This is a genomic window from Microbacterium sp. NRRL B-14842, assembly GCF_050470785.1.
Window position 1 is genome coordinate 1621911 of the sequence record NZ_JBFLUM010000001.1, and the last position, 18956, is coordinate 1640866.

Below are 18956 nucleotides of genomic sequence, written 5' to 3' on the forward strand. Positions count from 1 at the left end.
CACCCCCGCGCCTCCCGCGTCAACGGGTGAGGATCAGCGCCTCGCCCTGACCGCCGCCGCCGCACAGGCCGACCGCCGCGGTTCCGCCACCCCGGCGGGCCAGCTCGTGCGCGACGTGCACCACGAGACGGTTGCCGGAGGCGCCGATCGGATGACCGATCGCGATGCCGCCGCCGTGCACGTTGACGATGTCGCCGTGCAGCCCGAGCTCGGTCTGCGAGCGGGCGACCACGGCCCCGAACGCCTCGTTGATCTCCACGAGATCCAGATCCTGCGGCGTGATGCCCTGTTTTCGGCACGCCTGCTCGATCGCCCGCGCCGGCTGCGCCTGGAGCGAGTTGTCCGGGCCGGCGGTCTGGCCGCTCGCCCCGACGGTCACGAGCACCGGCCAGCCTTTGGCCTCGGCCGTCCCACGCGTCGTGACGACCACGGCGGAGGCGCCGTCCGAGATCTGGGACGAGTTGCCTGCGGTGATCGACCCGCCCTCGGCGAAGGCGGCACGCAGTCCCGCGAGGGTCTCCACCGTGGTCTCGGGGCGCACCCCCTCGTCTCGGGTCACCCGCACGGGCTCGCCCCGGCGCTGCGGCACCTCGACGGCGACGATCTCCGCGTCCAGCACCCCGCTCTCCTGGGCGGCGGCGGCCCGCTGATGCGAGAGCGCCGCCACCTGGTCCTGCATCTCTCTGGTGAGCTCGTATCGCGCGTTGTGCCGTTCCGTCGACGCGCCCATGCTCTCCCGGTCGTAGGCGTCCGTCAGCCCGTCGTAGGCCATGTGGTCGAGGACCTCGACGGTGCCGTAGGTCCAGCCGTCGCGCGATCCCATGAGCAGGTGCGGCGCGCGGGTCATGGACTCCATGCCGGCGGCGACGACCACCTCGGCGTCCCCGGTCCGGATCATGCGCGCCGCGTCGATCACCGCGGTGAGCCCGGACAGGCACACCTTGTTCACGGAGTGCGCGGGCACGTCCCAGCCGATCCCTGCGCCGATCGCCGCCTGACGGGCGGCGTTCTGCCCGGATCCGGCGGCGAGCACCTGTCCCACGATCACCGCGTCGACGTCTGCCGGATCCACTCCCCCCTGCTCCAGGGCGCCGCGGATCGCGAACGATCCGAGCTGCGGCGCGGTGAAGGCGGCGAGCTGTCCTTTCAGCCGGCCCTGCGGGGTGCGCGCCGCGGCGACGATGACGACATCGTTCTCACTCATTGCTCGGTCCTTCCGTTCTCCAGTTCCGGGGCGAGGCGGAGGGACGGCTCCGTGGCCTCCCGTACCTGCTGCACCGTGACATCGGGCGCGACCTCGACCAGCACGAGGCCCTCCCGCGTCACGTCGATCACCGCGAGGTCCGTGATGATCCGGTCCACGACGCCGCGGCCGGTCAGCGGCAGCGTGCAGGCGTCGACGATCTTCGCCGAGCCGTCCTTGGCGACGTGCTCCATCAGCACGATCACCCGTCCGGCGCCGTGCACGAGGTCCATGGCGCCCCCGGGGCCCTTGACCATCTTGCCCGGGATCATCCAGTTCGCGAGGTCGCCGGAGGCAGAGACCTGCATCGCCCCGAGGATGGCGGCATCGATCTTCCCGCCGCGGATCATGCCGAAGCTGAGGGCGGAGTCGAAGAACGCCGCTCCGGGGAGCGTGGTCACCGTCTCCTTCCCCGCGTTGATGAGATCCGGGTCGACCTCGTCCTCCCGCGGGTAGGGCCCGACCCCGAGGATGCCGTTCTCCGACTGCAGCACCACGGTCACGTCGGACGGGACGTGGTTCGGGACGAGCGTGGGCAGGCCGATGCCGAGGTTCACGTACGCGCCGTCCGGGAGCTCGACCGCAGCGCGCGCGGCCATCTGATCTCTGGTGAGCGCCATGTCAGGCTCCTTCCGCGGCGACGGTCCGCCGCTCGATGCGCTTGGGGATGTCCTCGCCGACCTCGACGATCCGGTGCACGAAGACCCCGGGCAAGTGGATCGTGTCCGGATCCAGCTCCCCCGGTTCCACGAGCCGCTCCACCTGCGCGATGCACACGCGTCCGGCCATCGCGGCGAGCGGGTTGAAGTTCCGGGCTGCCTTGCGGAACACGAGGTTGCCGTGCCGGTCGCCGCGCGCCGCATGCACCAGGGCGAAGTCGGTGGTGATGGCCTCCTCCAGCACGAACTCGCGGGGCTCGCCGTGCACCGCGAACGTGCGCACGTCCTTGGGCGGTGATCCCACCGCGATCGATCCGTCGGGGTGATACCGGCGGGGCAGGCCCCCGTCGGCCACCTGGGTGCCGACGCCCGTCTGGGTGTAGAACGCGGCGATCCCGGATCCTCCCGCTCGCAGCTTCTCGGCGAGCGTGCCCTGCGGCGTCAGCTCCAGCTCGAGCTCCCCGGACAGGAACTGCCGCTCGAACTCCTTGTTCTCCCCCACGTACGACGAGGTCATCTTGCGGATGCGCTGCGCGGCGAGCAGCACGCCGAGCCCCCAGTCGTCCACCCCGCAGTTGTTGCTCACCACGCTCAGGTCGGTCGTGCCCTGTGCGAGGAGCGCTTCGATGAGCGCGATCGGGTTCCCGGAGAGTCCGAAGCCTCCGACGGCGAGCGAAGCGCCGTCCGGAATGTCGGCGACGGCGGCCTCCGCGGATTCCCACTGCTTGTCGATCACGTCTGCTCCTTCGGTTCCGTGTCCCCACCAGCCTCCCGCCCCGGCGGAGTCACGGCCAGCTCCCTCTTGCGATGTGGACGCCCGCGCCACTAGCGTCCACGATGTGGACACTGCGACGAACCCCGTCCCCGGCACTCAGGCTGTCGCGCGGGCGGCGCGGCTCCTGCGACTGGTGACGGCCGCCGGCACCGACGGCGCCACCCTGCAGGAACTCGCCGGCAGCGCCGGTCTCTCCCGCCCCACGACGCATCGCCTGCTCAGCGCCCTGCGCGTGGAGGGGCTCGTGGACCGGGACGGCGACAGCAGCCGCTGGATGCCGGGACCCGAGCTTTTCCTCATGGGATCCGTGGCCGCCGCTCGATACGACGTGACGGCCCTGGCCCGGGACATCGTGCGGTCGCTCGCCGTGAAGACCGAGGAGAGCGCCTTCTTCTCCGTCCGGCGCGCGGACGAGACGGTCTGCCTGCTGCGCGAGGAGGGCTCGTTCCCCATCCGCTCCTTCGTGCTGAGCGAGGGGGTGCGCTTCCCGCTCGGAGTGGCGAGCGCCGGCCTCGCGATCCTCGCGTTCCTCCCCGACCATGATGTGGATGCCTATCTGGAGCGCCATCCTGAGCTCGTCGAGAGCTGGGGGCGCGCTCATGGCGAGCGCCCGCTGCGGAAGCGCCTCGCCGAGACGAAGGAACGCGGATTCGCCGTCAACCCCGGCCTGATCGTCGAGGGGAGCTGGGGCCTCGGCGCGGCGGTGTTCGACCGTGCAGGGCGCCCGGAGTGGGCGCTCAGCCTCACCGGTGTCGCCTTCCGCTTCGGCCCGGAGCGTCAGGCCGAGCTGGGCCGGATCCTCCTCGCCCACGCCCATCAGCTCTCGGCGAGGATCGCCCACGCCCGGCGGTGACCTCGATACATATCAGTAGGTATATACTTTCTGGTATGAATCGCTCGGAGGTCATCCCGTCACTCGTCCTGTCGGGGTACGCGCTGGGCCGCATCGCCGCCCAGGACGCAGGGAACGACGCCCCCGCGGCGCAGTGGCGGGTGCTCAGCCTGCTCGATCAGTCCGGTCCCCGCCGTGTCGGCGAGCTCGCCGCAGCAGCTCGCACCACGCAGCCCGGGATGACCCGGCTGCTCGGCACGCTCGAACGCGAGGGTCTCGTGCATCGCTCCCCCGATGCCGACGACTCCCGTGCCACCGTCGTCGCCGTGACCCGGGACGGGACGGCGGCCCTGACTGCCTGGCGCTCCGAGTTCCGGGAGACGATCGCGCCGCGGTTCGCCGACCTCGACGACGATGACTGGCACGCCCTCACCCGTGCGGCAGAGATCCTCGCCGCCCGCACCTCCGCAGACCGGACAGGAGAGATCCGTTGAACACCGCCCCCGCATCCCGCACCCCATCGGTCTGGAAGCAGCCCGCCCAGGTGTGGGCCGTCGCCTTCGCGTGCGTCGTCGCCTTCATGGGCATCGGCCTCGTCGATCCGATCCTCCCGGCGATCGCGGAGTCCCTGGAAGCGACGCCGGTCGAGACGGAGCTCCTGTTCACCAGCTACCTCCTGGTCACCGGCCTCGCGATGCTCGTCACGAGCTGGATCTCCAGCCGGATCGGCGCCAAGGCCACGCTCCTGGTCGGACTCGGCCTGATCGTGGTGTTCGCCTTCCTCTGCGCGATCAGCGGCAGCGTCGACGCCGTCATCGGATTCCGGGCCGGCTGGGGTCTGGGCAACGCGCTGTTCATCTCGACCGCGCTGGCCACCATCGTCGGCGCGGCATCCGGCGGCAGCAGTGCGGCGATCGTGCTGTACGAGGCTGCTCTCGGCCTCGGCATCGCCGTGGGCCCGCTGCTCGGCGGCATCCTCGGCGAGCAGAGCTGGCGCGGACCGTTCTTCGGCGTCGTCGCCCTGATGGCCATCGCGTTCATCGCCGTCCTGGTGCTGCTGCGAGGGCCGGGCGAGAAGCGCACCCCCGTGAAGTTCTCCGCCCCCTTCACCGCTCTGCGCCGTCCCGCTCTCGCGATCCTCGCCGTGGCCGCCCTGTTCTACAACATCGGCTTCTTCGTGCTGCTGGCGTTCTCGCCGTTCCCCCTGGGCTTCGGGGCCATGGGCATCGGCCTGACGTTCTTCGGCTGGGGCGTCGCCCTCGCGGTCACCAGCGTGTGGGTCGCGCCCGTGCTGATGCGCCGGATGCCGAGGACCCACGTCATCCTCACCGTGCTGCCGCTGCTCGCCGTCGACCTCGTCGTCGCGGGGCTGGTGGTCGCCGAACCTGCCTCTCTCGTCGTGTGCATCATCGTGGGCGGCCTGCTGCTCGGCGTCATGAACACCGTGCTGACCGAAGCCGTGATGGAGGCGACCGACCTCCCCCGCTCCGTCGCCTCCTCGGCCTACTCCGCGGTCCGCTTCCTCGGCGGCGCGATGGCCCCGCCGATCGCGGCGCTCCTGTGGCACCTGTTCAGCGCGACCGTGCCGTACCTCTTCGCCGCCGCCGCCGTCCTTCTGGCAGCGCTGACGATCCTCCTCGGCCGGAAGGTCCTCGCGCACATCGACGACGAACCTGCAGACGCGACCGCGGAGGACGCGGCGGCGATCCTCGTCGGTGACGCCGGCTGACCGCTCGACTACCGTGGGGGCATGAGCGACCCCTCTTCCCTCCCCGAGCGCAGCCGACGGGTGCAGGAGCACCTCCTTGCGGCCGGTGTCGAGACCGAGATCCGGGTCCTGCCGGACTCGGCACGCACCGCTGCGGAGGCGGCGGCCGCCATCGACTGCGACGTCGCCGCGATCGCCAACAGTCTCGTCTTCCTCGCCGACGGCCGCCCCGTCCTCGTCATGACCAGCGGCGGGCACCGGGCGGATCTCGCCGTTCTCGCGCGGAGCATCGGGGCGCGTGCGGTGGCCATGGCGCAACCCGCCGTCGTCCGTGAGGCCACAGGACAGGCGATCGGCGGCGTGGCGCCCGTCGGCCATCCCGCACCCCTCCCCACCTTCATCGACAGCGCCCTGCAGCAGCACGACGCGATCTGGGCGGCGGCGGGCCATCCGCACACCGTCATGCCGCTGACCTTCGCCCAGCTGTCGAGCCTCACCGCCGGCACGGTGATCGAGGTCGTCTGACCGGATGTCCGCGCCATGCCCCATGATGGAGGCGATACCGGCCGCGGTCGGGTGACCGACGACAGGGAGGCGACGACATGTGCGGACGATTCGCGAACGACGCGACGACGGACGAGCTGATCCGGGAGTTCGTCGCCGAGGGCGGCCGACCGGAGGACTGGTGGAAGTCCTGGCACGGCGCCTACTCGATCGCGCCCACCGAGAGCGCCCCCATCGTCCGGGACCGGGGTGAGGGCCACATCCTCGAACTCGTGCGGTGGGACTGGCAGAGTCCCCCCAACCGTCCCCAGCGCGCCCCGCTGATCAATGCACGGATGGAGAAGCTCGCCGCCGGATTCTGGGCGCCGGCGTTCTCCGCGGCCCGCTGCCTCGTCCCGATGCGCGGGTACTTCGAGTGGACAGGTGAGAAGGGGCACAAGACGCCGCATTTCCTCCACGGGGACGGCCTGCTCGCCGCCGCCGGCCTCACCTGGTCGATGGAGCACGAGGGCGAGAAGGTGCGCTGCTTCGTCGTCGTCACCAGGGAGGCGCGCGACGCCGGCGGCGAGGTGCACGACCGGATGCCCGCCTTCCTGACCCCCGACACGTGGGACGCCTGGCTCACACCGGAGAAGCTCGCCGGGCAGACCAAGTTGGACACGCTGGCAATGCTCGATCACACCTCCGCCGACGTCGCGGCGACGCTCCGCGGCCACGTCGTGGACCGCAAGGTGAGCAACACCCGCACCGTCGACCCGTCCGATCCCACGCTTCTCGATCCGGTGGCCTGAAACGGGGAGACACGCGACGACGCACGACACCCCGGTCGGGTAGGAGAACGGGCAGAAGTGTGAAACGCTGAGCACACCCCACACCAGCGGTCATCGCGTCCGCGCCTCTTGGCACAGGTTCCCGTGGCGAGAAGGGAATCTTGCAATGGGCAAGTTCATCTACGAGAACAGCGTCAAGGTCGATATCGAAGACCGCGCTCTCACTCACATCCAGCTGGTCATGACCGCGAAGCTCCGCCGTGGCGAGCCCTTCGGCTTCACGTGGAAGGACGACGTCAGCATGGGCGGCGGCCGGACGACGGTCTGGATCCATGCCGGCAGCTCGCTCGTGTACAAGTACCACGGCAGCCGGCAGCCCAGCGTGAACCGCGCCTGGATCGAGGCTCTCGCATTCACGGCGAACGCCCCGAGCGGGCTGTATCTCGTCCCCGAGCCCGCGGAGCAGCAGCAGCCGGACGAGCGCGAGAGCGCTCTCACGCGCTCCTAACACGCCGACGGAGCGGGTTCAACCCCCCTTCGTATCGGTCCTGTCCCTTCGTACCGTGGAGCCATGGGGAACCATACGGGAATGACGACGACGCACATCGAGATCGATGGGCACGACTTCCTCCTGCCTCGCAGCACGGACGTCGCGGACCTCATGTCTCGGATCGAAGCGGCCGCCCGCTCGCAACCGACCTTCGTCGACTTGGCGACGGGCGATGCGCTGACGAGCGTGCTCATCACGGCCCAATCCCGGGTGGTCGTCTACCTCATCCGCGAGGACACGGGGCAGGATGCCCCCATCGACGCCCGTTCGACGCTCGACTGGGATCTCTGAGGAGCACGGCCCGCTCGTAGACTGGACCGATGCTCGTCGCTCTCATCCGCCCCCGAGGATCCATGACCGTCGACGTCACCGGGACATCCCTCGAAGACGTCCACACGCAGCTCGATGCTCATCGCGAGCCGGGCTACGCGCTCACGTCCGCCCCGGTGCGCATGCTCAAGGGCGAGGCGAAGATGGAGGCGACGGGAACGTTCCATCGCATCGACGGCGTCGAGCAGATCGAGGCCGACGACATGGCAGGCATCGAGGCCAAAGTGCCCGAGGGCTGGCAGTTGCTGTCCGTCCGTCGCGCCTGACGCGCGAACCGCCCACCCGAGCGCGCGTTTCCCCCCTCGCGCAGGTCGACCCGCACGCTCCGTGCGGGCTCGAAAAGGCTCCTGCCCTAGCCTGCAGAGGTGCGGTTTCGATCCCGCTAAGAGCACCCTGGCGGCCGGCATGGACGCGACCGTGGATGCAGCGAGCGTCTCGTTCGTACAGACAAAAGAAAAAGCCTCGGAGATGGCGAGATCTCTGAGGCTTGTTCCGTGCACCCCCAGGGACTTGAACCCTGAACCCACTGATTAAGAGTCAGTTGCTCTGCCGATTGAGCTAGAGGTGCGTGGCCCGGGATAACCCCGACCGAGGAATTACATTACCAGCGGTTGGCGTCGAGACGAAATCCACGGCGACCCGGGCGTGGCTCGGGCGTTTCGCCCCGCGATCCTGGCCGATGGTCTCTGCGGCTGCGTCGATGACGGCGACTATTCTGAGAGCGTGACCGCCACTTCCGACGCCGCTGACCTGCGCGCAGATCTCCAGCTCGCCCTTCGCCTCGCCGACGCCGCGGACGCGCAGTCGCTCCCCCGGTTCGACGCTGCGGATCTGGAGATCTCCACGAAGGCGGATCACTCCCACGTGACCGACGCCGACCTCGCCACGGAGCGCGCGATCCGCCGACTCCTCGAGGAGGAACGTCCCGACGACGGCATCTTCGGCGAGGAGTTCGGCGCCCAGGGCAGCACCGTCCGGCAGTGGATCATCGATCCGATCGACGGCACGGCGAACTTCCTCCGGGGCGTCCCGCTGTGGGGCACGATGATCGCTCTCGCGATCGACGGTGTGCCACGGGTCGGCGTGGTCAGCATGCCGGCGCTCGGTCGACGGTGGTGGGCGGCGACGGGACACGGCGCCTGGACCGTCGATGACCGCACGGAGCGACGCCTCGCCACCTCCTCCGTCTCGGCGCTGGATGAGGCCAGCGTGAGTTTCCAGAGCATCGCCCAGTGGCGCGACGCCGGGCAGCTGGACGCCCTGCTGCGTCTGAGCGAGCACGTCTGGCGCGATCGGGCGTACGGCGATGTCTATGCGTACATGCTCCTGGCGGAGGGACGATTGGAAGCCGTCGCCGAGTTCGATGTGAAGGAATACGACATCGCCGCCGCCGTGGCCATTGTCACCGAGGCGGGTGGGCGCATGACGGCTTTCGACGGTTCCGAGACGATCTCGGCGCGCTCGACACTCGCCACCAACGGCATCCTTCACGACGACTTCCTCCGTCTTCTGCACGACTGATACCTCCGAGGCACCATGAACCCCCGACGACTCGCGGCTCTGACCAGCCTCGTACTGATCGGGGCGCTCCTCACGGCGTGTACCGACGACGGCGCACCCGACCCGTCGCCCTCGCAGGAGCCCACGTCCGCCGCGGGTGACGCCGCGGCGACGCCGGCGGCCACGGATGAGCTGACGTGCGAGTCGATGATCTCGGAGGGCACGGTCGCCGCCCTCACCGAAGCCGGGTGGACCGCCGAGCCGCGGGAATTCCGCGTCGGCGGCGTCGAGCTCTCGGAGGGACTCCTGTGCTTCTGGGCGGACTTCACCGTCCCGTCCGATCACGGTCAGATGTACGGCTGGTCTGCGCTCTCCCCCGCCGACGCCGAACGGGCGCGGGAGGGCCTCGAGGACGAGGGCTGGCGGAGCGAGGAGAGCGCCCAGGGCGTCTACGTCACGGAGGACCCTCAGTACGCGATGAGCACCGACGAAGACGGCTACGGCATGACGTACCTCTTCGGCGACGGCTGGGTGAAGGTCGCCGACACCAAACAGGGGCTGCTTCTGGTCGAAGGCCGGGACTGAGCAGCGCATCATCCCGACGACGTTGTCAAGCGTCTGGGCTCCTCTCCGCGGAGAGAGCATGCTGGAGGTATTCGTCGAGGAAAGGAACGCGCATGGCTAACGACAGCGACCGCAACGACATCAGCACCGAGCCCTCCCCCGGCCCGGAGGAGAACGACAACCTCGGCGCCGAGGACAACAAGGGCGAGCCGCGAACGGTTCCGCCCACGGATGGGTCCGACGATGACGGGGACGACGTCCTCGCGGAGGATCCGGACCGCTCGCACTGAGCCTGTCGAACACAGGAGCCCCGCCTCATGACGAGGCGGGGCTCCTGTCGTCTCGTCCGGGCGTCGACCCCTGGACGATCTCGTCGACGAGGTGGATCCCCCCAGTCGAGTTGGCCGACTGCATCAGATCCTCGATCCACTGCGGATTCAGTTTCGGCGGCTCCCGACCTTCGAACGTGAAGCGCAGCGGGATCGCCGGATGCAGCCAGATCGTAGAGCGACCGTAGGCCTCTCCCTCGGGGTGGGTCCAGGACACCGTGAAGCTCTCGTTGCGTCGGAGCTTCGTCGCGATCACGACCTTGAGGTGCGCGAGCGCTCGGTCTTCGATGTGGAGCTGGCTCGTGCCGTCGTACATGATGAACCCCATGTGCGAATCGTAGGCCCGCGTTCCATCCGTCACCAGAGGCAGTCAGGTCCTCTGGAGTTCATGGCCGCCGGGATCTGAGCGCGAGCATGTCTGTATGAGCGCCCACCGCTGAGTGACGTCCCCCGAAGAGGGGACAGACGGCTCCTGGCATACGTCGATACTCTGGCCGGATCAGGGGACTCGTGCGAGATACGAGAGGTGCGAGCGTCGATGGCCGGTCACGCCGATCATCGCCCGGCGCTCATGATCGGAAGGACTTCTCATGACGATCGATGTCGTTGCGGAGCCGCTGGTGGCAGCAGTCCGCGAGGCGTGGGCCAGGGCGCGGGGAACGATCCTCGTGCCCTCGGGATTCCAGCTGACGGAGGTGACGGTCGATGCCGGATCGTTGACTGCTCAGGTGGCCGACCCCGCCGGCTCGCGATTCGGCATGCGCGTGGCGCTCCCGAATGCCGCGCGGTGGGAGGGTCGTGTCCAGGGCGGAGAGGGGACATCAGAGCACTGGGCGCTGTGGAGCGTCATCGTCCCCCTCATGGAGGAGCTGGAGACGGACGCCGCGCACCGCTTCCATCCGGACGCCGACGGCGTCCGCTGGGTGACCTCATAGGAGAAGCCCCGGTGTCCCGGACGAGAGTCCGAGCCACCGGGGCTTCTTTCTGGTGACAGCGACCTGGTGGAGCTGGGGGGAATCGAACCCCCGTCCAACGCTGAGTCTCCACGCCTTCTCCGGGCGCAGTCTGTGGAAGCGTTCTGCTCGGCTCCGACCTTTGTCACAGACACCTAAGTCGACGAGCCCAGCCTGGGAAGAGTCCCACGTGACGTCCAGACGCCGTCACGCAGCAAGATTCCTAGATGACGCCAGGATCCGTATCGGAATCACATACGGTCTGACGGACTATCGGGCTCGCTTAGGCAGCGAGGGCGAAGTCGTTGCGCTTGGTTTCGGCAACTATTGTTTTGCAGAGAGCGTTTACGAGATAACTCTGCATCCTCGGCCCGCTTCTCGTGGATTCACAGGCGCTGTCGAAACCGATCAGCCCCGTGGTCCTTCTCTCGAAGGAGCCGCTGTCACACTGTGGAATTGTCACTCCCGGGCGATGAGCACCCGAGTATCTCAGACTACAACGTTCGCGCCTCGGCCGCCATTCCCCGCCGCCGATGCCCGTCGCGTAGAGTCGGCCCATGAGCGATGTGACAGTCACCGTCCGCGGCGAACACGAGGCGCGTCTGTCGCCGGAACGGGCGACCATCCGCGTCACGGTGCGCGCAGAGGGTCCGGAGCGCGCGACCGTCGTCGACCACGTCCTGCGTCTGACCGAACCCGTCCGCAGCAGCATCGTGGGACGTGTGGATGCCGGCACCGCCCTCGACTGGAGCAGCACGCGACTCTCGGTGCGTGCCGAGCGCCCGTGGAATGCCGAGGGGAAGCGTCTCGCCCCGGTGTACTACGCGAGCATCGACGTGACCGCGACCTTCGCGGAGGCCTCGGAGCTTTCCCTCTGGATCTCCGATATCTCCGCGTGGGACGGTGTCGAGATCGGTTGGGTCGACTGGCATCTCACCCCGGAGACCCGCGTCCGCGTGGAACGAGAGGTCGCCGCACAGGCCGTCGGCGTGGCCGTGACGAGGGCCGAGGCCTACGCCGCTGCTCTCGGTCTCGCCCAGGTGACTCCCGTGGAGATCGCTGACACCGGCCTGCTCTCCTCCACGACGCCGGCGCCGGGCGCTCCGCTCGGGAAGGCACGCGGCGCCGTCGCCTTCGCGGCCGATGCCGCCCCGGCCATGGAGTACGAGCCGCAGGATATCGTGCTCACGGCAACCGTCGAGGCGCGGTTCCTCGCTCGCTGACCCGCGCCCTCAGTCGGCGACGACGAAGGGGGCGAGGTCGGCGGCGAGGCGCTCCGACACGTGCGCGTGGACGGCGGTACCCGCCTCCTCGTGCTCGACCGATAGCAGCATCCCGGTCTCGTGGATCGCGGCGACAAGGTCTCCACGGTCGTAAGGGATCACGGCGTGGAGCTCGACCGCGGGCTTCGGCAGGGCCTCCTCGATGGCTGCACGGAGTTCGGCGATGCCCTCCCCCGACCGCGACGACACGAAGTGCGCCCGCGGCTCCAGGCCGCGGAGAACCAGCCGCTCGTCTTCGGGGATCAGATCGGCCTTGTTGAAGACGACGAGCTCCGGCATGTCACGCACACCGACGTCGCCCATCACGTCACGCACGGTCTGCAGCTGTCCGGCCGGATCGGGGTGCGAGCCGTCGACCACGTGGAGGACGACGTCTGCGTCCCCGACCTCCTCCAGCGTCGAACGGAAGGCTTCGACGAGCTGGTGCGGCAGGTTGCGCACGAAGCCGACGGTGTCGGTCAGCGTGTACACGCGGCCGTCCTCGGTCTCCGAGCGCCGCACGGTCGCGTCGAGGGTGGCGAACAGCGCGTTCTCCACGAGGACGCCCGCGCTCGTCAGCGCATTGAGCAGACTGGACTTTCCGGCGTTCGTGTATCCGGCGATGGCGACAGACGGGATCGTGTTCCGCTTGCGCTCGGCGCGCTTCGCCTCACGCGCCGGGGCGAAGTCGCGGATCTGCTTGCGCAGCAGCGCCATCTTCGTCCGGATGCGTCGACGGTCGAGCTCGATCTTCGTCTCACCAGGACCGCGCGAACCCATACCGGCGCCGCCGGCGCCGACCTGTCCACCGGCCTGACGGCTCATCGATTCACCCCAACCACGCAGGCGCGGCAGCAGGTACTCGAGCTGTGCGAGCTCGACCTGGGCCTTGCCCTCCCGGCTTTTGGCATGCTGGCTGAAGATGTCGAGGATCACAGTGGTCCGGTCGATCACCTTGACCTTCACGACGTCCTCGAGCGCTCGTCGCTGGCTGGGCGCCAGCTCGGTGTCGGCGATGACCGTGTCGGCGCCGACCGCCGCGACGATGTCCTTCAGCTCCTGGGCCTTGCCTCGCCCGAGGTAGGTGGCGGCATCCGGGTGCGGGCGGCGCTGCAGCACGCCGTCGAGCACGACCGCGCCCGCTGTCTCCGCGAGCGCCGCGAGTTCGCGCAGCGAATTCTCCGCGTCCTCCTGGGCACCCTGCGGGTACACCCCGACGAGCACGACGTTTTCCAGCCGGAGCTGGCGGTACTCGACCTCGGTGACGTCCTCGAGTTCGGTGGACAGACCACCCACGCGCCGCAGCGCGTGCCGATCTTCGAGGTCCCACTGTTCGCCGTCGGCCGTCGAATGCGCGGCCGTCGCTTCGTCCTGGAGTGCCTGCGCGGCGCCGAACGTGCGCACCTCGGAGCGCTTCTCTGCGTTCGCCAGCACGCGGTCGACCGTCTGGTCGTCGGTGGAGGGTGTCTTCGTCTCCGTCATCCGTTCCTGTCTCTGGTTTCCTCGCGAGCCTTAACCTTAGCCCGCGCTGTCCGGTACGCTCACCGTATGGGGTCCGACCACTATTTCACTGCGGCCCCGGCTAGCCCCGAGAACCTGCGCAAGATCCGCGTATCCCTTGCAGGCCGTGAGCTCGAAGTGACCACCGCGGGTGGTGTCTTCAGCCCGGATCGACTCGACGCCGGCACCGCAGTGCTCCTCGCCAACATGCCTCCCGTTCCTCCCGGAGGTCATCTTCTCGACCTCGGGAGCGGGTGGGGGCCGATCTCCCTGTCGATGGCACTGGCCTCGCCGCACGCGACCGTCTGGGCGGTGGACGTGAACGAGCGGGCCTTGGATCTCGTACGTCGCAACGCGGCTGCCCTTGGCCTCACCAATATCAACGCCTCCCTGCCCGAAGATGTTCCCGACGACGTGACCTTCCGCACGATCCGGTCCAATCCGCCGATCCGCGTCGGGAAGAACGAACTGCACGGGCTGCTGGAGAAGTGGATCCCGCGGCTCGACGAACGCAGCGACGCGTGGCTCGTCGTCCAGCGCAATCTCGGCGCCGACTCTCTGCAGCGCTGGATCGCTGCGACCTTCCACCCCGGTTTCAGCGTCTTCCGCACGGCGACGGGCAAGGGCTACCGCATCCTCAAGGTGAGGAAGCACGGGACGCCGCCGACGGAACCGATCGACGTCGTCTGAGCCCCCTCACCCCTCAGACCAGATCGACTTCGCCCTGGTAGACGAGCTGAGCAGGTCCGGACAGCGCGACGTGCTCCCCGTCCTCGGCGGGGAACATCCGGACTCCGAGCGTGCCACCCGGAACCTCGACCTTCCAGTTGTCAGGCGCCTGGGCACCGGCCCAGTAGCGCACGGCGAGTGCGGTGGCGGCCACGCCCGTGCCGCAGCTCAGGGTCTCGCCGACGCCGCGTTCGAACACACGCATCCGCACGTGGCCGACGCCGTCGCGCACGAGGGGCTCGCCGGGCACCACGAACTCGACGTTCGCCCCGGCGGGCGGAGCCGGTTCCAACTCGGGCGCGCGCGTGAGTTCCAGCAGGCCGAGCTCGGCGTCGGAGGCGAGCGCCACCACGACGTGCGGGTTCCCGACGTCGATGCCCAGTCCGGGCCGGGTCACGGTCAGCCCGTCCGCGCGCACCAGCGGGTCGACGCCCGACAGGCGCCACGCGCCCAGGTCGACCTGGTAACCGCTCACGCCGCGCGTGACGTCACGGACGCCAGCCCTGGTGCCGATGGGGAGAGTACTGCCGGCCTCGATGTCGGCGAGACCGGAGCGCACGAGGTAGTGCGCGAAGACTCGGATCCCGTTGCCGCACATCTCGGCGACCGAGCCGTCCGCGTTGCGGTAGTCCATGAACCACTCGGCATCCGGCTCCTCCGCCAGGGCCGCTGCCCCCTCCGCGATCGCGGACGAACGCACGACTCGGAGAACGCCGTCGGCCCCGATGCCGAAATGGCGATCGCAGAGCACCGCGACCTGCTCCGCGGTCAGCTCCAGCTGGCCGTCGGGATCGGCGATGATGATGAAGTCGTTGCCGGTACCGTGCCCCTTGGTGAATGCGACCATGGGACCAGTCTAGGGAGCCGTCGAGCCGGCGCTCCGCCCCGCGACGCGGTAACGCCCGCAGAGGAAGCTGCGGTTGCGGGCCACCTCGATCAGATCCAGGTCGAGACGCCGGGGCAACAGTGGGGCACCGCCCCCGAGGGTCACCGGGGCGTATTGGACCCAGACCTCGTCCAGGAGGCCCGCGTCTGCGAACTGTCCTGCCACGTCTCCCCCGCCGACGACCCAGAGGTCCTTTCCTTCCGCCGCCTCGTGCATCGCGGCATGGACGTCGGGGATCGCCGCGCTCGTCACACGGACGTCCGCCCCGGTCGGCACGGCGAGCTCACGATGCGAGAGCACCCACGTGGGCTGCTGATACGCCCAGCGGCCCTCCTCGTGGCGCATGACCCATTCGTACGTCGATGACCCCATCACGAGCGCCCCGATACTCTTCTCGAACGCCGGATAGGCCATGGGACCTTCCATGTCGATGTCCTGCGTCAGAAGCCAATCCAACGAATGCTCCGTCGTGGCGATGTACCCGTCAAGGCTGGACGCGGTGAAGTAATGAGTGGCCATGCGCGCATCGTCGCACGGGCCACCGACATCAGGTCAGGGCGCCAGCAGGTCGGCGACGGCCACCGGCGGCGCCATCCATTCGAGCTCCGGATAGCGCTTGAACCACGACACCTGACGACGCGCGTAGCGCCGGGTGAGTGCCTGCGTCTCAGCGATCGCCTCCTCGGCGGTGGAGCGTCCCTCCAGCTGTGCGAGCGCCTGCGCGTACCCGATGGCCCGGGGAGCCGTCGTCCCGCGCTCCAGACCCTCGTCGCGCAGCCGCGCGACCTCGGCCACGAGGCCGTGCTCCCACATCCGCCGGACACGAGCATCCAGCCGGGCGACGAGATCGGAGCGATCCACGTGCAGACCGATCAGCCGGGTGCGCGGATGCCAGAGCGTCGGCTTCACGGGCAGTGTCGCGCCGTGCGTCGCGCTCCCCTGTTCGACGACTTCGAGAGCACGGATCACTCGTCTGCCGTTGCGCGGGTCCACCCTGGCTGCGGCTTCCGGATCGCGCACACGCAGCCGCTGCAGGAGAGACTCGACGCCGTCCCGATCCAGCTCCTGCTCGAGACGTTCGCGGATCACGGGGTCTCGAGGCGGGAAGTGGAACTCGTAGACGACACCGGACACGTAGAGTCCGGATCCGCCGACGAGGATGGCGTCGCCGCCCCCCGCGTGAATCCTCTGCACGGCCTCGCGTGCGAGCGGCTGATACCAGGCCACAGCGGCATCCTGCGTCACCTCTCGCACGTCGAAGAGATGGTGCGGAATGCCGCGTCGTTCGGAGACGGGCAGCTTGGCCGTTCCGATGTCCATGCCGCGGTAGAGCTGCATCGCATCCGCGTTGACGATCTCCGCCGGGTTGCCGCGACGCCGGAGCTCCTCCGCGAGATCGAGCGCCAGATCGCTCTTCCCGGTACCTGTCGCGCCGACGACGGCCCAGAGCCGAGGTGTGGTCACACTCCGACGCGGAGGGTCGGCAGGCCGAGGGAGACGGCGCGCGGTGCCCCGTCGCTCGGAGCCGGCACGGCGCACGACTCCGCCTGTCCCCGATCCCAGGCATCTCCACCGCGCGTACGGCGGATGCGCAGCGGCGCGCCGGTCGGATCGTCGGCGAGGAGGTGGAACGGTGCGGCGTGGGTCACCCTCACGGTGACGACGTCACCTGGACGCGGCAGCTCCGAACCCGGGGTCACCTCAAAGTGCACGAGCCGGTTGTCCTGAGCCCGTCCGGTCAGTCGACGGGTCGCCGTGTCCTTCTTGCCTTCACCCGTGGAGACGAGCACCTCGACCTCCCGGCCGACCTGCTTCTGGTTCTCCTCCAGCGAGATGCGCTCCTGGAGCGCGATCAGCCGGTCGTAGCGGGCCTGCACGACCTCCTTGGGCACCTGATCCGGCATGGTGGCCGCGGGGGTCCCTTCGCGGATCGAGTACTGGAAGGTGAAGGCTCCGGAGAATCGGGACTGCTCGACGACGCGCATCGTGTCCTCGAAGTCCTCCTCGGTCTCGCCGGGGAAGCCCACGATGATGTCGGTCGTGATGGCCGCGTGCGGGATGCGTTCCCGAACGCGGTCCAGGATGCCGAGGAAGCGCTCGCTGCGGTACGAGCGCCGCATCGCCTTGAGGATCCGATCGCTTCCGGACTGCAGCGGCATGTGGAGCTGCGGCATGACCGCGGGGGTCTCCGCCATCGCGTCGATCACGTCGTCGGTGAAGGCAGCGGGGTGCGGGCTCGTGAAGCGGATGCGCTCGAGGCCCTCGATCTCACCGGCGGCACGGAGAAGCTTGCCGAACGCCTGACGATCCCCGAACTCCACCCCGTAGGAGTTGACGTTCTGCCCGAGGAGGGTGACCTCGATGGCGCCGTCCTCGACGAGAAGACGGATCTCGTTGAGGATGTCGCCCGGTCGACGGTCCTTCTCCTTGCCGCGGAGACTGGGGACGATGCAGAACGTGCAGGTGTTGTTGCAGCCGACGGAGATCGACACCCAGCCGCTGTGCGCGGAGTCGCGCTTGGTGGGAAGCGTCGAGGGGAACACCTCGAGTGATTCGAGGATCTCGAGCTCCGCGTCGCCGTTGTGACGGGCGCGCTCGAGCAGACCGGGCAAGGAGCCCATGTTGTGGGTACCGAAGACCACGTCGACCCAGGGTGCCTTGTCGAGCACGGCCTGCTTGTCCATCTGCGCGAGGCAGCCGCCGACCGCGATCTGCATACCGGCCTTGCGCCGCTTCACGGCAGCTAGATGGCCGAGCGTTCCGTAGAGCTTGCCGGCAGCGTTGTCCCGCACGGCACAGGTGTTGATGATCACCACGTCGGCCTCGGTCCCGGCGTCGGCACGGATGTAGCCGGCACTCTCCAGAGACCCTGACAGGCGCTCGGAGTCGTGCACGTTCATCTGACAACCGAACGTGCGCACTTCGTACGATCGCTGGCGCCCGTCATCGTCGACGGCCGCTGACGACGCGCTGATGATCGTCGGTTCGCTGCGGGGGATAGTCATGATGTTCCCATTGTACGAGCGTCACCGAGAGGCGACCGCGTGCGGCTGTCAGTCGGAATCCACGAACCGGACGCCGGAGACGCCGCTACCGAAAGATGCCTCACGCAGCGCCGTCTTCGCGGCGTTCATGGCGACGGAACCGGCGTACCCGCGGCGCGACAGCTGCCCGACCAATCGCCGTAGTGCCGCGTCGGGATCGAGGCGGCTCATCGAGCGCGCTTTGGTCCGTGCGAACTCCAGCGCCCGCTCCGCGTCATCGTCCGGGAGCTCGTCGAGAGCGGCATCGATGACCTCACGAGGGATGCCCCGCTGTGCCAGCGCCCGGGACAGCGCGACCCGGCCCTGGCCCTTGCGCTCGACCCCGGCCGTGACGAGGAGCTCGGCGAGTACCGCATCGTCGAGATAGCCTCGCCGCATGAAGTCGTCGATGACGTCTTCGATCGCGTCTGCGGCGAGCCCATGGCCCTTCAGCACGAGCCGCGCTTCGGAGACGGACAGCGATCGCGTACGGAGCTTCCGCACCAACGACTCCTCCGCCGTGGTGCGGACCTCCTCCGCGGAGGGCGCGCTCTCGCCGGCCTCTCCCCCACCGTCCGACCGGGACGTGTCACCCACTGCACGCAGCCTGGTCTTCTTCGCACCCGCGGTCCCGCGTGCGGGATGACGTGCGCTGGGAGAACCGTCGTCGTCAGCAGTCCGCTTCCCGGCTGTCGCGGGATCGTCCCAGGTCGACCGCCAGAGTCCCGCAGCGTCCGTAGACGGCGCCGACCGGCCGTGCCGACCGGGCGACGCGCCGCTCGCACCGTCATCCGCCGGGCGCTCGGCACGCGCGGGGCCGCCGAAGAGAGGGATGATGG

24 protein-coding genes, 1 tRNA gene and 1 other RNA gene are annotated in these 18956 nt (G+C 69.1%); 14 read left to right on the forward strand and 12 right to left on the reverse strand.

From position 1 onward, the window contains the following. Positions 1-19 precede the first annotated feature (19 nt). The 3 genes from AB1285_RS08125 to AB1285_RS08135 are packed head-to-tail and all read right to left on the reverse strand — an operon-like array spanning position 20 to position 2638. On the reverse strand, positions 20-1204 hold the full coding sequence (locus AB1285_RS08125; protein WP_187663916.1) for an acetyl-CoA C-acetyltransferase: 1185 nt from the start codon (positions 1202-1204) through the stop codon (positions 20-22). After that, positions 1201-1863, reverse strand: coding sequence for a CoA transferase subunit B (locus AB1285_RS08130; protein WP_259953922.1), 663 nt, complete (start codon positions 1861-1863; stop codon positions 1201-1203). The genes AB1285_RS08125 and AB1285_RS08130 overlap by 4 nt, the downstream gene beginning before the upstream one ends. Position 1864: 1 nt before the next feature. Further along, positions 1865-2638, reverse strand: coding sequence for a CoA transferase subunit A (locus tag AB1285_RS08135; RefSeq protein ID WP_292797183.1), 774 nt, complete (start codon positions 2636-2638; stop codon positions 1865-1867). Positions 2639-2741: 103 nt separating this feature from the next. On the opposite strand from AB1285_RS08135, the gene AB1285_RS08140 reads away from it, so the two are divergent. From AB1285_RS08140 to AB1285_RS08175, 8 genes are all read left to right on the forward strand, one after another. Next, positions 2742-3530, forward strand: a complete 789-nt coding sequence (locus tag AB1285_RS08140) for an IclR family transcriptional regulator (protein WP_259953924.1) — start codon at positions 2742-2744, stop codon at positions 3528-3530. 35 nt (positions 3531-3565) lie between these two features. Beyond that, entirely contained in the window at positions 3566-4003 is a 438-nt protein-coding gene (locus AB1285_RS08145) for a MarR family winged helix-turn-helix transcriptional regulator (RefSeq protein WP_259953925.1), read from the forward strand. Then, the gene (locus AB1285_RS08150; RefSeq protein WP_268776418.1) at positions 4000-5238 is read left to right on the forward strand and encodes an MFS transporter; all 1239 of its coding nucleotides are present in this window, start codon (positions 4000-4002) and stop codon (positions 5236-5238) included. Before AB1285_RS08145 ends, AB1285_RS08150 begins: the two co-directional genes overlap by 4 nt. A gap of 21 nt (positions 5239-5259) precedes the next feature. Continuing rightward, a complete protein-coding gene (locus AB1285_RS08155) occupies positions 5260-5742 on the forward strand; it encodes a YbaK/EbsC family protein (protein ID WP_370428915.1) in 483 nt (160 codons plus the stop codon). 77 nt (positions 5743-5819) lie between these two features. Continuing rightward, complete coding sequence (locus AB1285_RS08160; RefSeq protein WP_268776420.1) at positions 5820-6512, forward strand: SOS response-associated peptidase; 693 nt, start codon at positions 5820-5822, stop codon at positions 6510-6512. Positions 6513-6657: 145 nt separating this feature from the next. After that, positions 6658-6999 carry an ATP-dependent DNA ligase gene (locus AB1285_RS08165; RefSeq protein ID WP_187663908.1) on the forward strand — a complete coding sequence of 114 codons (342 nt, stop codon included), beginning with the start codon at positions 6658-6660 and terminating at the stop codon, positions 6997-6999. 81 nt (positions 7000-7080) lie between these two features. Next, complete coding sequence (locus tag AB1285_RS08170) at positions 7081-7332, forward strand: hypothetical protein (RefSeq protein WP_187663907.1); 252 nt, start codon at positions 7081-7083, stop codon at positions 7330-7332. 29 nt (positions 7333-7361) lie between these two features. Then, positions 7362-7637: a hypothetical protein gene (locus AB1285_RS08175; protein WP_268776422.1), complete on the forward strand. Its 276-nt coding sequence runs from the start codon at positions 7362-7364 to the stop codon at positions 7635-7637. Between the two features lie 229 nt (positions 7638-7866). Here AB1285_RS08175 and AB1285_RS08180 read toward each other — a convergent pair. After that, positions 7867-7939 (reverse strand) — tRNA-Lys (locus AB1285_RS08180). A 155-nt stretch (positions 7940-8094) separates the two neighbouring features. On the opposite strand from AB1285_RS08180, the gene AB1285_RS08185 reads away from it, so the two are divergent. From AB1285_RS08185 to AB1285_RS08195, 3 genes are all read left to right on the forward strand, one after another. Continuing rightward, entirely contained in the window at positions 8095-8892 is a 798-nt protein-coding gene (locus tag AB1285_RS08185) for an inositol monophosphatase family protein (protein WP_280566402.1), read from the forward strand. A gap of 15 nt (positions 8893-8907) precedes the next feature. Then, entirely contained in the window at positions 8908-9456 is a 549-nt protein-coding gene (locus AB1285_RS08190; RefSeq protein WP_280566405.1) for a hypothetical protein, read from the forward strand. A gap of 92 nt (positions 9457-9548) precedes the next feature. Further along, positions 9549-9725 carry a hypothetical protein gene (locus tag AB1285_RS08195; RefSeq protein WP_187663903.1) on the forward strand — a complete coding sequence of 59 codons (177 nt, stop codon included), beginning with the start codon at positions 9549-9551 and terminating at the stop codon, positions 9723-9725. A 25-nt stretch (positions 9726-9750) separates the two neighbouring features. Here AB1285_RS08195 and AB1285_RS08200 read toward each other — a convergent pair whose 3' ends face one another. After that, complete coding sequence (locus AB1285_RS08200; RefSeq protein WP_187663902.1) at positions 9751-10092, reverse strand: hypothetical protein; 342 nt, start codon at positions 10090-10092, stop codon at positions 9751-9753. A 262-nt stretch (positions 10093-10354) separates the two neighbouring features. On the opposite strand from AB1285_RS08200, the gene AB1285_RS08205 reads away from it, so the two are divergent. After that, positions 10355-10699, forward strand: coding sequence for a hypothetical protein (locus AB1285_RS08205; RefSeq protein WP_292797168.1), 345 nt, complete (start codon positions 10355-10357; stop codon positions 10697-10699). Between the two features lie 64 nt (positions 10700-10763). On the opposite strand, the gene ssrA is transcribed toward AB1285_RS08205, so the two are convergent. Continuing rightward, positions 10764-11133, reverse strand: a transfer-messenger RNA (tmRNA) gene (gene ssrA, locus AB1285_RS08210). 141 nt (positions 11134-11274) lie between these two features. Between ssrA and AB1285_RS08215 the strand changes: the two genes are divergently transcribed. Next, positions 11275-11940 carry an SIMPL domain-containing protein gene (locus AB1285_RS08215; RefSeq protein WP_187663900.1) on the forward strand — a complete coding sequence of 222 codons (666 nt, stop codon included), beginning with the start codon at positions 11275-11277 and terminating at the stop codon, positions 11938-11940. Between the two features lie 9 nt (positions 11941-11949). Here AB1285_RS08215 and hflX read toward each other — a convergent pair whose 3' ends face one another. Further along, complete coding sequence (hflX, locus tag AB1285_RS08220; RefSeq protein ID WP_187663899.1) at positions 11950-13461, reverse strand: GTPase HflX; 1512 nt, start codon at positions 13459-13461, stop codon at positions 11950-11952. 66 nt (positions 13462-13527) lie between these two features. Between hflX and AB1285_RS08225 the strand changes: the two genes are divergently transcribed. After that, positions 13528-14169 carry a class I SAM-dependent methyltransferase gene (locus tag AB1285_RS08225; protein WP_259953970.1) on the forward strand — a complete coding sequence of 214 codons (642 nt, stop codon included), beginning with the start codon at positions 13528-13530 and terminating at the stop codon, positions 14167-14169. A 13-nt stretch (positions 14170-14182) separates the two neighbouring features. On the opposite strand, the gene dapF is transcribed toward AB1285_RS08225, so the two are convergent. The 5 genes from dapF to AB1285_RS08250 are packed head-to-tail and all read right to left on the reverse strand — an operon-like array spanning position 14183 to position 18714. Beyond that, positions 14183-15055, reverse strand: a complete 873-nt coding sequence (dapF, locus tag AB1285_RS08230) for a diaminopimelate epimerase (RefSeq protein WP_187663897.1) — start codon at positions 15053-15055, stop codon at positions 14183-14185. 9 nt (positions 15056-15064) lie between these two features. After that, positions 15065-15613 carry a dihydrofolate reductase family protein gene (locus AB1285_RS08235; RefSeq protein ID WP_268776427.1) on the reverse strand — a complete coding sequence of 183 codons (549 nt, stop codon included), beginning with the start codon at positions 15611-15613 and terminating at the stop codon, positions 15065-15067. 33 nt (positions 15614-15646) lie between these two features. Continuing rightward, positions 15647-16558: a tRNA (adenosine(37)-N6)-dimethylallyltransferase MiaA gene (gene miaA, locus AB1285_RS08240; protein WP_187663895.1), complete on the reverse strand. Its 912-nt coding sequence runs from the start codon at positions 16556-16558 to the stop codon at positions 15647-15649. Beyond that, on the reverse strand, positions 16555-18099 hold the full coding sequence (gene miaB / locus AB1285_RS08245; RefSeq protein ID WP_292797159.1) for a tRNA (N6-isopentenyl adenosine(37)-C2)-methylthiotransferase MiaB: 1545 nt from the start codon (positions 18097-18099) through the stop codon (positions 16555-16557). Before miaB ends, miaA begins: the two co-directional genes overlap by 4 nt. Positions 18100-18147: 48 nt before the next feature. Continuing rightward, positions 18148-18714 (reverse strand): regulatory protein RecX, encoded by a 567-nt coding sequence (locus AB1285_RS08250; RefSeq protein WP_232089223.1) that lies wholly within the window; start codon positions 18712-18714, stop codon positions 18148-18150. Positions 18715-18956 lie beyond the last annotated feature (242 nt).